This window comes from Agrobacterium sp. DSM 25558 (genome assembly GCF_900100825.1).
Classification (GTDB): domain Bacteria; phylum Pseudomonadota; class Alphaproteobacteria; order Rhizobiales; family Rhizobiaceae; genus Agrobacterium.
This window is the reverse complement of record NZ_FMUD01000032.1, coordinates 1-13,849: the sequence shown is the minus strand read 5'-3', so window position 1 is coordinate 13,849 and position 13,849 is coordinate 1. Positions and strand designations below refer to the sequence as shown.

Sequence of the window (13,849 nt, the reverse complement as noted above, 5' to 3'; positions counted from 1 at the left end):
GGCTGTCATGAGTATTTTCAACTACAGCGACGACGAGGCCCTTGGTGCGGTTATCTCGGTCGATACCGCGACTGTCGTCATTCGCGTGGATGCCATGGATCGCTTGCGGCGGGTTCAGGTGAACCGCCTTATGGTTTTGCAGAGCAGCCGCGCTGGCCAATACCTGATTGGAATCGTGACCCGCATCACCAGAAAAGCCGATGAGACGAAGCTGGCCGTCATCAACGAACCAGCCGAAGTGCTCCTGCCTGAAAACAATCTGGTCCGCATAACCTTGATCGGAACGCACCACGACCGGTTGGGTCTGAGCCACAACGTATTCCGCCGGACCCTGGAAACTGTTCCCGAGATTGAAGCGAACTGTTTTTCACTGGAGGGCGAGCGGCTTACCAAGTTTATGCAGGTAATCTCGAATGTGACCGAGGATGGCCCACGTCTTTCGCTTGGTAAATTTACTCTCGACGACGAAGCCGAGGCATTCTTAAATGGCAATAAGCTGTTCCAGCGTCACGCGGTCATTGTAGGTAGCACCGGTTCGGGGAAGTCATGGACTACTGCGCGGCTGCTTGATCAAATTGCACATCTGCCACAAGCGAACGTCATCCTTTTTGACATTCACGGTGAATATAAACCTCTGGAAGGCAAAGAGTTTCGGCACATTCGGATAGCGGGTCCAGGAGATATCGAAAAAGGTTCGGGGCTTGCTAGTGGTGTGCTCCACTTGCCTTACTGGCTGCTTGGGTACGAAGCGCTGGTTTCTTTGTTTGTCGACCGCAGCGATCAGAATGCACCAAATCAAGCCATGATGATGAGCCGGTGCATTACGTCAGCAAAGGTTAAAACACTGGAGCAGGCAAAAGCTCAGGCCATATTGGACAATTTTACGATTGATAGTCCTGTTCCCTTCGACATCGAGTCCGTCATCAAAGAATTGACAAATCTCAACGAAGAAATGGTGCAGGGAACGAGAGGCGAAAAACAAGGACCATACTTCGACAAGCTCAGCCGTATGATTGCTCGTCTCGAAGCCAAGAAGAATGACCGCAGACTGGGCTTCATCTTTCAGGCTCCTGCCGAATGCATGAAACTTGAGTGGCTCGCGGAGATTACACACTGCTTGATCGGCGGACGAGGATCGCAGCAGGACAAGTGCGGCGGTATAAAAATCATAGACTTCTCCGAAGTGCCATCCGACGTCCTACCCCTCATGGTCAGCCTTTTGGCTCGTCTAGTATTCACCACCAGCCAATGGACAAACCACTCAAACAGACACCCCATCGCGCTTTTCTGTGACGAGGCTCATCTCTACATTCCAGAACGGGCAGATTCAGATAGCTCCGACGCGATTTCAGTTCAGATTTTCGAGCGGATCGCAAAGGAAGGCCGAAAGTATGGCGTCGGACTTGTGGTGATCAGTCAACGGCCAGCTGAGGTTAACCGCACAGTGTTGAGCCAATGCAACAACGTAATTGCGATGCGACTAACAAATGGCGATGACCAAAGCGTGATCCGTCGACTGCTGCCAGATAGCCTTGGGAGTTTTGGTGATCTGCTTCCTATCCTCGATCTTGGCGAAGCCTTAGTGGTAGGCGACGCGAGCCTACTTCCAACAAGAGTGAGAATTGCCGAGCCCCGGCAGCGCCCGAACAGCCAGACTATCGATTTCTGGAGTCGGTGGAACGACCAGGAGCCGAAATCTGACACGGTCGAGTCGGTGGAATCTTGGCGTCGCCAAAGTTTTCAAAGATAGGCTAAAAGGTTGTGACAAAGCACAAGGCAGCTGAAAATCTCGTCAAAACTGAATGCATGTACTTCAGTGGGACAATAGCGACTGCACCCGAAGAAGATCGTTCCGGATGGGATTTGTTTGTCGAATTCGACACCGATTCATTCGACGGGTCGGCCGAGGACCGTCCGCCTCGGAAATATGCTTTCGTCCAAGTTAAGTCGACAGCTTCGGGGAATACAGGGGATAAAATCAAGCTTTCGAACGTGCAAGAGGCCTGTGTTTCACGAGCCCCCTGGTTTCTCATCAAGGTCATGAAAGATCGAAGTCTTCGGGGCATTCATGTATGGGGACCGGTGCTGAACAAGTGGCTTGAAGCTATTCGGGAGGCTTCTGTAAACGGTAAGCCTCTTCACTCGACCAAAGTAAGCGTAAATTTTGGCAGGAAAACCGAGCTGAAAAAAAATCCAGCAGAATGGATGTTGGCAGAGATAGAACTGGTCGGGCCGAACTACGAGTTGGCAAAGGCCGAGGCTGTTAACGCGGCGGGCTACAAAGATGGATATGGGAAGGGAATCATATCTCTTCACGATACTGATCAAGACAGCTGGGCAAACGTGTTTTTGGGAATAAGTACCGGGGCAAAAGCCGATTTTTCTTTCACTAAGACGAGGTTTGGATTGGCAGACCCCCAACCTGTTGTGGATTCAAAATCAGGCTCAGTAACTATTTCACCCACGCCAATTGGACAATGTTCATTTCGTCTGAGAGGCCTCTCCAATGAACCATCACATTCTGTCTCAGGGGATGTCTACGGATACAGGCACCCCGGCTCCTCTGAACCTTACCTAAGGTTCTCCGCACCACCTCTCGAAGTCATCAGGAATCCAGATGCGGGCGCAATTTTCAGGATGACGATCTCCGACCCAGAAATTCCATATCCACTTATCAATTGGTACTCATATGAGCGAGTTACCAAGTGGAGCGAAATTGGAGAGATCGATCTTGAAATAACCACCCAAGGTAAGGTGATAAGTACCAGTAAAATAAAAATTGACCCTCCGAATTCAAGTAACGACGTAGCTGTTCTCTCGAATGGAATTAGCGCCCTACGACGAGCATTACTTGTCGCTCCCACAACAATCCCACCTCTTTCTTTGAATGATTTCAGCAAAGCCTCAGAAGACCTGGTCGCATTCGCCTCCGGTCTTCATGAACACTCCCTAAAATTAGAGTTTGGACAAGACAAAGTGTATCCCGCCCCATTTGGGTCGGCGATTTACAGGGTCACCATAGCATTCCAAAAGCTGTTACTCTGCTGTTTCGTCAGCCGCCCTGTTATCAATGACGAGATCAGCGAAACCCGCCGAGTCACGCTAGGTAGCCCGGTTGTTCGCGAGCTGTTTGCCTATCCTGACCCAGATGCTTCGCATTATGAACTCGTTCTTTCGCACTATCTTACATATGCTAACTCGATTGCGGAACTTGAGGAAGCTTTAGATTTACAAGATTTCAATGCCGCACTTCGTGGCCAGTAGCTCGGTCGCTACAGGGACCAGTCTACTAGCTCCTTGATCGCATCAAGGTGGCCAAGTTGCTCTGGAACCTGATAATCTCGGGAGGGATCAAAGCAACGCGTCATCCACGCGCGTACATCTAAATGCCGGGCGCGAAAATAATAAGTTGTTTGGTAGAATACTGGTTGTATAAATCTTTGAAGAGCTAGAGGAGCCTCTATGTCAGATTACGATCAACAGCCGTTTGCAGATGCCGATCTTAAGTCAAACCCACAACCGAGATGTCCGTGCGTCCTGATATTGGACGTTTCTGGCTCCATGAGCGGTCGACCCATTGATGAGTTGAACGAAGGGCTTCGTACCTTGCAAGAGGAAATCCAGAGCGACAGCTTGGCGGCGAAGCGCGTCGAGCTGGCAATGGTGACGTTCGGCCCGGTCCAAATCGAAATGGATTTCATGGGCGCAGAAAACTTCTATCCGCCTACGCTAACATCTCAAGGCAATACGCCCATGGGCGAAGCTATCGAAACCGGTCTTCGGATGCTCCGCGAGCGAAAAGACCGCTATCGCGAGAATGGGATCAACTTCTATCGGCCGTGGGTCTTCCTAATCACAGATGGCGCTCCCACTGATAGCTGGCAACGCGCGGCGGACGAGGTACGCAAGGGAGAGGACGCGAAGAACTTCATGTTCTACGCCATAGGGGTTGAAGGCGCGAACCTCGATACCTTGGGTAAAATCGCAGTCCGACAGCCGCTCAAGCTCCGAGGCCTTCAGTTTAAGGAGTTTTTTGCGTGGCTTTCGAATTCCTTGGGCGCGGTTTCTCGCTCAAACCCCGGTGACCAAGTTCCGCTAAGCAATCCCACTGCACCGGATGGTTGGGCGGTTGCAGGATGAGCCGATGGGTATTCGGCGCAGCGTCTGTACGCGGGGTTTCTCACGTAAGGCGCGACACGCGCATTCAGGACGCCAAGCGTTGTTTTGAAACCCGAAAATCTACGGGAACGACCGTCTTTTGCGCTGTAGTCTCCGATGGTGCCGGTTCTGCATCTCATGGAGGCGAAGGTGCCTCGCTCGTTTGCCGGACAATGGCTGAAAACCTCCGTGAATACTTCGCATCTGCTGAATTAGCGCTTCCGACACAGAACAGGGTATGGGACTGGGTTGACGAGGCAAGGGATAGAATCGCCATGGCGGCGACAAGACGAATGCTGACGCCGCGAGACTTTGCAGCCACTATGGTCTTGGCTGTTACCAACGGATCGGAGACGTTTACCGCACATATCGGCGATGGTGCGATTGTTGGGCGGCATGTTCAAAATCAAGAATGGCAACTACTTAGTGCGTCAGAGAATGGCGAGTACGCTTCGACGACATATTTTCTGACTGATCCCGGCGAGCCAAAGCTCCGGACATCAACAGTAAAAGAAAGCATCGATGCACTATTCCTGTTTTCTGACGGGATCGAAAATCAGGTCTTAGATGCTGTCTCCGGCCAGCCGTATGTCAACTTTTTCACCCCGATGGCCCGTCCCTTCATAAACAGCGACTTGGTTGGGAGGAACCACCAGCTCTCGGAGCGCTTGGCCGCATACCTGGACAGCGACAAGTTCGCTGAACATACCGACGACGACAAGACACTCATCATCGCGGTCAGAAAATGAGCCTTGATAAGCTTTTTGCCGGTGGTAGTGAGCTAAACGTTGGGAAGCGCATTGGGAAAGGCGGCGAAGGTGAAGTCTTCACCGTAACCAATAAGCCAGGCATCGCTTTTAAGGCGTATCTACCAAACATCGTCGCGTCCCGAGAAGCTAAAATCAGAGCGATGGTGGATGCGAACCTTCACGCCTCGATAGCATCGGTAGCATTTCCGACCAACATTGTCGTTAACAAGTCGGGGACCTTCGTTGGTTTCTTGATGCGGCTAGTCCCGGATCACAAAGAAATCCACGAGCTTCAAACTCCATCCTCTCGCCTGCGGCACTTCCCGTCTGCCGACTATCGGTTTTTAGTTAGGACGGCGATGAACGTGGCGCGATCTTTCGGGCAGGTCCACGCTTCAGGTTGCGTTATCGGCGACATCAATCAGCGCAGTATCTTAGTTTCAGACAAAGCCACAGTTGCGCTCATCGATACGGACTCTTTTCAGGTCACCCAGAGGGGGCAACAATTTTTATGCGTCGTCGGAGTTCCGGATTACACACCGCCAGAGCTTCAGGGGCAATCTCTGAAAACAATCGTCCGGACGGCAAATCATGATGCGTTTGGCCTTGCTGTTGCGATATTCCAGCTTCTTTGCATGGATCGACACCCATTCGCAGGCCGGTACAAAGGCAAAGGGGACATCACTGTCGAGCAGGCGATCAAGGAATTCCGATTCGCATACTCCTCGCGCGACACTAAGATGGATGCGCCACCGGCTAGTGTCGCTCTACACGATCTGAGCCCGAAAATTGGCGTGAACTTTGAACGGGCTTTTTCACAAAGCGGCGTTATCAGCCGTCCAACGGCTGATCAATGGATCGAGGCGCTCGAAGAACTTGAAACATCCCTGAGGCCGTGCCCCAGCAACAAAGCCCATCATTACTCTCGATTCGCAGCGAATTGCCCATGGTGCAGGATGGAGCAGGCATTTGGGATTCCAATGTTCGTCGTTAGGGACGCCACCTCCGTTCACATCCCGAAAGGTTTGATGAACGATGCAGTCGGATTCAGCTTCGACGTCGGCGCGGTTCGGTCAATCTTGGCATCGAACCAGATACCGTCTCAAATCGTACTAGTGGTTCCAAAAGCCAGAGGAACATACCCGCCGTCCACGGAGGCCCAGAAATCACGTTCCTCCCTAACTTCGACGTTGACATGGAGCAATGTTGGAAAAATCGGCATTGCGTTGTCGCTAATCGCCTTCTTCGCCCTTCCTATTCTGGGTATCATTGGTGGCGTTATATCGTTCATCTTGACCCAGTCTGGGAACAAAGGCTCTTTTGATGCAACGAACAGATACAACATCGCAGCTGAGAAAGTTCGGTCCCGAATCCAATTCCTGCAGTCAAATGCTCCCGTATCCCAGGCATATGGGGCAAAAGATGAGATCGAAAGGAAGCTCTCTGAGTATGAGCGATTAGTCGCTGACTTCAAGGATGTCGAAAAGGATTACGGATCGATCCGTCATAAAGAGCAACTCGACGCTCACCTGTCGGCCCATATGATAAGGGGAGCCCGCAGCGCGAAGTTGACGGCGGGCGACCTCGCTTCACTTTCTTCGTACGGCTTTACGACCGCATACGATGCAAAGACGCGTGACGTCCAAGACGCTTACGGCATCGGGCCAGTCAAGGCCTCGCGAATCATGGCATGGGTGAAAACGGTCGAACAGAAGTTCCAGTTTCAGGCTCAATACTCAGATGCTGATCGGCACGCCATTCAGTTGAAGAAGAACAACATCGTTTCTAGGCAGCAAGGATGCTCCGACAGCCTTAACAAGCTCGTCGACGACTTTCGAAAGCATATAGCTGCAGTGCAAAACTATTCTGGAGGAAGCGATGCTCAGCTGCAGCAATTTGTAGAAGAGGTCGGTCAGGCCGAAGCCGATCTTGTGTATCTCAAGCTGCCGGTTCCCGGCATCAAATCCGTACCGCCGCATGTCACCAAGGCATCGACTTACCAAGCCTCGCCTACATGGTCACCTACGGCGAGTGGCGTCCATCGTCCCACTGCGACGCCGCCAGCGCAACCGGCAGCAACATCCGGCACGCCGAGTTGCCCGATCTGCGGTTCTCGTATGCGATATCGGACCGCACGGCGCGGCGCTCGGACAGGAAAGGCTTTCTGGGGATGCTCCCGCTTCCCTACGTGTCGTGGCACCCGAAATATTTGAGGTCCAAAAGCGCAACCCACGAACGGCAGTTGAGCAGTAAAGAAGCTTTCCTCTTTGGAAGGCTACCATGCTGACAGGAAAAAATATGGAAGATGACGCTTGGCGAGAGTTTGATAGGATTTGGACAGATGCTCAGAGGTTGCGAGCTGAGCAGCGCTCAAGCTTATCCAATTTGCAATTTGACCTTGAGCAACTCCTCAGTAAGCATAACATGCCTCGATGAAATTCTGACCGAGCTTGGAGAGCGACAGCCGGTGTTTTCGAGGGCGAGGTTTTGAGCCCTCTAACTTTTTCGTGTATGTGTGTCTTCTTGCCCGCCTGCACACGGAACGCCCCTCAATCCAAGTCATTTCTCGGTGACAAATATCGTCTGCGCTCCGACCGACCATGCTTCCGCCGCGACCGCTAATCCCACGGCCTGTTCTCTCGTATATCCGCCTCCGATGAGCCGCTCGACGCGTTGGCCTCTAAAAAGTCCCTGCCCATCAACGTCTGACGGAATGTCGAACACTAGTCTGTCGCTTTTTCCAACCGGAGCAGAGCTATCGTTTTTCCGCCGAATTTCTGTACGGTTGAAAAATCCATCGTAGACCCGGTCCAAATTCTCAACCAGTGTTTCCTGGCGCTCGGTTAGCTGACTCCGGACAGTTGCGGCAACCGTGAAAGGATTGAGAGGCTGAAGTCTGAGAGGGTCTGAACACAAGTAGCTCCTCGTAACGTCATAAACGACGGTGTGTTTCCCATCAGCAACGCGGTTTACGTCCATCGTCTCTCGGATGGTCGAAGGCCTAACTATTACAGATTGCCTGACAATGCTTCCTGTCTCGAACGCTCGCAGATAGATTTCCCAGTCATGGAATTTGGGCGCAACGTAGAACACATCGGCCCCGTCTCGTTCCGCTTTCAGAAGCAGTTCGAACTGCCCGTCTGGCTCCGAAGTATCGATTTTGAAACGCCAAAACGGCTGGTTCAACAACGGCCGGGGGCCAGGCGAAAATCGTCGCATCGCCTGTCCCAGCTTAAATTGAATCATAAGCGGCACACCCACCCTGTTAAAACCGACGTCAAAACCGAGCTGGGCTTCATGGAGGAGACTCGGGAGAAACGGCACTGCGGACAGACCTTGGGCAGCGAGTGATCTCTCGAATTCTCGTGTGACCCCGTACCCGTAAGAAAACTCGGAAAGTCGTTCGTGAAGTTGAATAGGCATAAAACGCATCTTTTGTTGGGGAACTGCAGAAAGTGATAAACTATATTACGGCTTGGCAATCCGGAAAGTCTCAACCAGTAAAGAAAACACTTTAGCGTTTCTAGCACGCGTGATGAGGGCTGCTGCGCACCAGTTCGCGATTATGCTGCACGTCTGGTGCAGTACAGTCATTCTTTCTCATTAATAGGACATCGGGCACAATTCGCTACGGTTCTGGATTTCGCGAATTACCTTTAACGTGGAAGGGCGCTACTACGTAGGACCTATTCGGGTTGCGAGAAAATTCCCTGTCGGTCACGTTCGGGTCATTCTCGAACGCCAGTGCGGTGGAAGCAGTTCGGAGGCCCTTGAAAATCGCGGAGATTCTTCGACATGGAGCGGCTGACTCGGCAGCGTAGAATGCAAATCAGATGAGCAGCGCGATATATACCCGGTGATTGCATGGTACTTCAGACAGGCGGGGTATGTCCAACTGCGTACGAGGATCAATTTAGAATGTCTTTGATCGTGGCACGCAGAAGTGCCCTAGCCAAATCCTTGTCGGTGTCGCTATACTTCAACTGTCTCAAGGCATAGGCATATGCTAAGGCCGACGTGGTTTTAGGTGACCCTGCCACGTCATTGGCCCACCTTCTGCACTCCGCAATAAAGTCCGCGAAAGCGCAGCCGTCAATATATGACGCAAGATCAGTCCAGTTTTCAATTTTAGAAGGATTCATCCAACCGCTACGCAAATTAGCACTATCTCTGTGGAAAATTGTGCTCAGCGAAAGCGTGACAGCATCCAGCCCCGCAAAAGATTCGCCCACATCATTGAAATCTATGACCATAACTTTTCGGTCATCATAAATCAGAGCGTTCTCACCATGAAGATCGTTATGTTGCGTCGAGCGATTCGCTGTTACGCGAACCGCTTCGACAGAGGTGAGATCGATACCTTGCAGTTGCTGGATGACCTGGTCACGTTTCGTGTCCGGTAGCAGTCTTCGGCGAATTTCCCCAACGGTGACGGTCTCTTGGCGGGTTTCTCGTTCCCAAGATGCCGAAATCCGGCGAAGTTCTGCCGGGATGTAACCTGCCGAAGAAGGGTTTGCCTTCAATATTGAGAGCGTACTTTGGACGTTCTCGGACACAAGTCCATAATAGACGCCATAGATTTTACCTGATCCGACATCAACCAAGGCCGATAGTTGAGGAAAACCGTCGGGGTGCAAGCGAACGACATTTGCATTGTATCGCATCACTTCGTCTTCGACGGCTGCTGATTTTCCGATTTTGGCCACTGACGTTAATCTAACCGCCCCGGCGGAGTTTTTGACAGATACTTTTAATACTCGCGCCCCTGAAAGCCCTCCACTCAAACCAATAATCTCTAATGACGTCGCAAGATGTCGTCTGCCGAAGATGCGTAAATTCTTTTCTTCGTAAGAGGTGAGATTTACGCCGCTCGCATTTAAGATTGAAATAGTTTCAAGCTGCCGGACTTGGTCGATGAAAGTTCTTGCGTTCGCGACCACGTCATTCAGATTTTTCTTCCATATAACTCGTACGACCGCTTGCTGTTCTCTGATTCCATGGATATCGCCCTGACGGGCATAGTCATTTGCCACATTCGCGGCGAAATCCGCATCCTCTGTTGCTGTCAGGAACCAAACAGGAAGTCCGGAGCAGTTTTGGCAGACTTCCTGAAAAATCGCCCATCCGTGTGCGGCATCGCCATCCAACGCATCGTCGTCGGTTGGGATGTTCCGGTCCAAAATTAAGAGATCGAAGGAATTGTCGACTAAATGACGTCTTGCGGAGTTCCTGCTCTTGGCCCAGATCACCTCGCAGTCACCATGACGCGTAAGTGCTCTTTCAAGGTCCTCTGCAACCCCGATATTGTCTTCGACCAGCAAAACGCGCATCAGATACCGCCCATTTCTTTAGGCCATTGAATTTCAAAACGGACGCCGCGAGTGTTCGATATAAGATGAAGAGCGCCCGACATCGACGCGATGCTTTTTTGCGCGATAGCTAAACCCATACCGAAGTGCCCGGCCTTAGTCGTTTTTCCAATCTCCATCGCGTGAACGGGATTACCGGTGAAGCCGATGCCCACATCGACAATCGACACCCAATTATAAGTGTCGGTACTAGACCAGCTCAACAAGACTGGGTTCACTTTTCCATTTACCAGAGCCTCGGTTGCCTCGACGGCGTTCCTGACGCCGTTTGAGACGCACATTTCAATCAAACTTCGGTCGCCTACAACTATACAATGCGCTGGGCCAGACAGCTGAAAAGCGATATCGGGGCGATGATCGTTCTCAGCAACGACCTCTTGGATCAACGTATCCAACGCAAACTCATCTAGTTTTGGTGCACTTGCCGCCTTCCTTAGACGTGTTAAAGCGGCAAGAAAATTGTCTATACGAACAATCGCTTTTGCAGTTTGAGAATCATCGAAGTTGGCTAGTTCATCGGATGCAACTAGTTTCAATCTGCCAATCAGAGGCTCCAGCTCATGAATTAACAGCGCCGTCGATGTCTCAAGCGCCTTTGCGTTGAGACCGTCCAAAATTTCATTGGGAATTGGCTGAGCTTCAGCATCTGGATCGCTGATTGGTATATCAGGCTTGAGCCGAACAATTGCATCATCGAGCGCTTTTCGTATCCAGCCAATATTTTCTCGCGCTCTCGCCTGCCGGATGACATCAATATCTTTCGGCCTTGCGTGCAGTGCCAAAAACCGTGCTGCCGTGAGACGTTCGCTGTACGACAGCGACAGGATTTGATCTAGGGCGACTTCAATTGAAGATGTTGTCATTGGGTGCTCGATAGAATGAGGCTCGACGCGCAAACGCTTCTTTACCGCCCTCCATTATGGTTGAAATCGCATCAATGACACTCGCTGAAAATAAGCTGTCTGCATTGCGTACGAAACAGTTATATCCGGTGGAATCCATATGAATTACTCGATCAGCATCACCCAACACCGGAATGTTTGGGTTATGTGTGGCAACAATGGTTTGAGCCCTAGCGTCACGAGTCGCTAGTGAACGGACGAGAGTTTTGACCACAAACGCGTTGTCGAGGTGATCTTCTGGCTGATCTAAGATAATTGGTCGCTCATCATGAGCCAGTATGATCGGCAAAACAGCGGTGCAGCGCTGGCCGGTAGAGAGCGATCCGATGGGCTTGTAATCTTTGCCGTCCAGCAACTCGATACACATATCGTCCTCGACGTCGACCGTAAACAGTCCCAACGCTTCATCGGTCTTCAATGCGCTGAAGACTCGGTAAGCTCTCTCATCTGAAATTTTCAATGCAGCCCCGAGAGCTGCCACATCGCCGGTTTCAGCCAAGTACGCCAACTCCAAAGGACTAAATAAGGACACTATGCGCTCGGAGAGGTCGTTATATCTCAGTCCGCTTCCCCTTAGCGCCCCCGCAAGAATTGATAGATAGCCACGCTGTTGAGCAAACGGTTCCAAAGTAAGCCGGATGGAAGGCGAGACATGCATGTTGAGCCTGTCAACGATAAGCTGCCGGTTGTTGGTCACCTCCTGCCTAATTGCGTCAATTTCCATTAGCAGCGATGCACGAAGCGTAGACAGGCTTGCTACTTTGACTTTTCGGTCATCCAATGTCGCTTTGAGCGTCTCAAGCACAGATATCTGTTGAGTCAAATGAGCGATCTGACGATCAATCGAACTGGCTCCCACCTGCTGCTCTTCAATTTTCAAGCGGTATACACGACCAATATTTTCAATTGCACTTAAGCGTTCTCGGGAAGCTGCAGTGCGCTGATCCAAAAGATCGGCGACCTCGCGGAGTTTGTCCTGTGCGGCTTCCATTTGCTGGTAGGCGGACCGCTGTTTCTTTCTCAAATCGCCTAATTCGGCGTCGAGTGCGAGTTTTTCCGGTAACGTCTCATACCCAGGGCGTATTTCGACAAGCCGTTCTAACTGTGAAAACCAGTTTTGAAATCTCTCGGTTACAACCGAGAGGAATTCATTTTCAACGTTGGCGGCGGTCAGCTGTGGGCTGAGAATTTCAAGCTGCTCTCGATATTGCCCGATTTCGGTAGTCGCAGCGGTCATTCTTCGTTCTGTTATGGCGGTTTCGAGCTGAAGCCTGAGCGTCGGAAGGTCAGCCAGTCGCTCCTCGATATCTTCAGCGTCAGTCATGAGAGACCGAATTTCGGCTGTTATGGATTTTATTCGCGCTACTATCGCTTGCTTACTTCTTGAACTCGGCTCTGCCGGGAGGAAGTCATCAATTAGTCTCAAGCGAGATGCGCTCTGCAACCCGATAGCTTCGATCTCCGACTGAGAGAAGACAAATGGAGCATAGTACGATGGAACATTTGAGTTGGCATCTTCAAGCGCTGTGCGGGAAACCGTAATACGGTCACCACCATCAATAATTGTCGCTTCTACGCGCCCGTCGCGAAGGACGCCAACTGCATGTTCGTACGCGGATCGCTTTGACGTCTCAATATAAGGTCTCGCACCCACACAGTACCGCAACAATTCAATCACGGAACTCTTCCCTGTTCCTCGACCGCCGATAATCACGTTCAATCCGGGGCTAAACTTCTGGTTAAATCCATCGAGGACCCCTCCATCGATCCGCAAACTTTCGATCCACACAGATATTGTGCCTTCCCATAATCTCGATTGCGTGAGCGTCCCGTTCAGTGAGCTACAGCCTGTTCGGGTCACGCAAACCCATTTGTATTCGTACTGATTATCATAGAAGTCCCAAAGACTCTGTTACAACCTTATCTCGGCATCACCAGCCATTAGCAACGGCCTTTGTGTGAAGCGACCAACAATCGACAAGGGCTGCCTGCTCGATGATGTGCGGGACATGGGACCGTATTGTGGAACAGCTGCGCCGGATAGCCTTGAATATCGAAGACAAATGGGGCTCAACCCGCTTCTTGAGAACATTCTGGCTCGCGTCGCACCCACTTGGAAGAACAATGGCGATCTCCCAAACTTTGTTATAGTTCAACTCGCCCTGGCTGGTGGTGGAGAGAAGCCGCGTTGCATGAGCAAGCTCGACAGCGATTGGCCGGTACCAAAACCTTCGTGTTTGGCAGCGTGGATTGGTCATCGAAGCGCATCAGTCCATGAATGCGGTGCGTGTATTCCGGCAAAAAAAATAATCAGGCGATTGGCGCATTCATCCACTGCGATAGCCTGTCCAGGATGAACACCATCTAGATCGTGGGATCATACGCGCCCAAGCGATCCGATTGGACAGATTTTCGAACCTCCACTCCGGTTTCGGTCCACCCGACGATAGTCCAACGCGTCGATTTCCGATTTAGGGATACTGCGATCACGCCGTCGAGTATAAAAGCCGCCTACGAGATGACCGAGCACATCTTGTCAAACAGCATATTGTCCCGCATCATCAAACTAGTGCCGTCCTGAACGTTCTGGAGATAAGTGAAACCCACTGTGGGTAAAGCATTTCCCAAATTTTAGGCGGGTCCTTTCTATGCCCACACAAATGAACAATAC

At 51.3% G+C, this 13,849-nt stretch carries 9 protein-coding genes; 5 read left to right on the top strand and 4 right to left on the bottom strand.

Translation table 11 applies throughout. The annotated features are described in order from the left end of the window. The first annotated feature begins 7 nt into the window (after nt 1-7). The 5 genes from DSM25558_RS21700 (at nt 8) to DSM25558_RS21680 (ending at nt 7,120) form a co-directional block, all read left to right on the top strand. Nucleotides 8-1,750, top strand: a complete 1,743-nt coding sequence (locus DSM25558_RS21700) for an ATP-binding protein (RefSeq protein ID WP_077106761.1) — start codon at nt 8-10, stop codon at nt 1,748-1,750. Between the two features lie 11 nt (nt 1,751-1,761). Continuing rightward, entirely contained in the window at nt 1,762-3,264 is a 1,503-nt protein-coding gene (locus DSM25558_RS21695; protein ID WP_143240200.1) for a hypothetical protein, read from the top strand. A 198-nt stretch (nt 3,265-3,462) separates the two neighbouring features. After that, a complete protein-coding gene (locus DSM25558_RS21690; protein ID WP_077106759.1) occupies nt 3,463-4,140 on the top strand; it encodes a vWA domain-containing protein in 678 nt (225 codons plus the stop codon). After that, a complete protein-coding gene (locus tag DSM25558_RS21685) occupies nt 4,137-4,907 on the top strand; it encodes a PP2C family serine/threonine-protein phosphatase (RefSeq protein WP_077106758.1) in 771 nt (256 codons plus the stop codon). Before DSM25558_RS21690 ends, DSM25558_RS21685 begins: the two co-directional genes overlap by 4 nt. Then, nucleotides 4,904-7,120 carry a helix-hairpin-helix domain-containing protein gene (locus DSM25558_RS21680; protein WP_077106757.1) on the top strand — a complete coding sequence of 739 codons (2,217 nt, stop codon included), beginning with the start codon at nt 4,904-4,906 and terminating at the stop codon, nt 7,118-7,120. Before DSM25558_RS21685 ends, DSM25558_RS21680 begins: the two co-directional genes overlap by 4 nt. 346 nt (nt 7,121-7,466) lie before the next feature. Here DSM25558_RS21680 and DSM25558_RS21675 read toward each other — a convergent pair whose 3' ends face one another. From DSM25558_RS21675 to DSM25558_RS21660, 4 genes are all read right to left on the bottom strand, one after another. Further along, nucleotides 7,467-8,330, bottom strand: a complete 864-nt coding sequence (locus tag DSM25558_RS21675) for a hypothetical protein (RefSeq protein ID WP_143240199.1) — start codon at nt 8,328-8,330, stop codon at nt 7,467-7,469. Nucleotides 8,331-8,815: 485 nt separating this feature from the next. Next, nucleotides 8,816-10,237, bottom strand: a complete 1,422-nt coding sequence (locus DSM25558_RS21670; RefSeq protein ID WP_077106755.1) for a response regulator — start codon at nt 10,235-10,237, stop codon at nt 8,816-8,818. Further along, complete coding sequence (locus DSM25558_RS21665; RefSeq protein ID WP_077106754.1) at nt 10,237-11,139, bottom strand: sensor histidine kinase; 903 nt, start codon at nt 11,137-11,139, stop codon at nt 10,237-10,239. The genes DSM25558_RS21670 and DSM25558_RS21665 overlap by 1 nt, the downstream gene beginning before the upstream one ends. Next, complete coding sequence (locus DSM25558_RS21660) at nt 11,120-12,967, bottom strand: AAA family ATPase (protein ID WP_077106753.1); 1,848 nt, start codon at nt 12,965-12,967, stop codon at nt 11,120-11,122. The genes DSM25558_RS21665 and DSM25558_RS21660 overlap by 20 nt, the downstream gene beginning before the upstream one ends. Nucleotides 12,968-13,849: the final 882 nt, after the last annotated feature.

What these genes read in the sequence shown, in the direction of transcription:
- DSM25558_RS21665 (WP_077106754.1), bottom strand. Translation starts at nt 11,139, where the DNA reads ATGACAACATCTTCAATTGAAGTCGCCCTAGATCAAATCCTGTCGCTG.
- DSM25558_RS21685 (WP_077106758.1), top strand. Translation starts at nt 4,137, where the DNA reads ATGAGCCGATGGGTATTCGGCGCAGCGTCTGTACGCGGGGTTTCTCAC.
- DSM25558_RS21675 (WP_143240199.1), bottom strand. Translation starts at nt 8,330, where the DNA reads ATGCCTATTCAACTTCACGAACGACTTTCCGAGTTTTCTTACGGGTAC.
- DSM25558_RS21690 (WP_077106759.1), top strand. Translation starts at nt 3,463, where the DNA reads ATGTCAGATTACGATCAACAGCCGTTTGCAGATGCCGATCTTAAGTCA.
- DSM25558_RS21670 (WP_077106755.1), bottom strand. Translation starts at nt 10,237, where the DNA reads ATGCGCGTTTTGCTGGTCGAAGACAATATCGGGGTTGCAGAGGACCTT.
- DSM25558_RS21680 (WP_077106757.1), top strand. Translation starts at nt 4,904, where the DNA reads ATGAGCCTTGATAAGCTTTTTGCCGGTGGTAGTGAGCTAAACGTTGGG.
- DSM25558_RS21700 (WP_077106761.1), top strand. Translation starts at nt 8, where the DNA reads ATGAGTATTTTCAACTACAGCGACGACGAGGCCCTTGGTGCGGTTATC.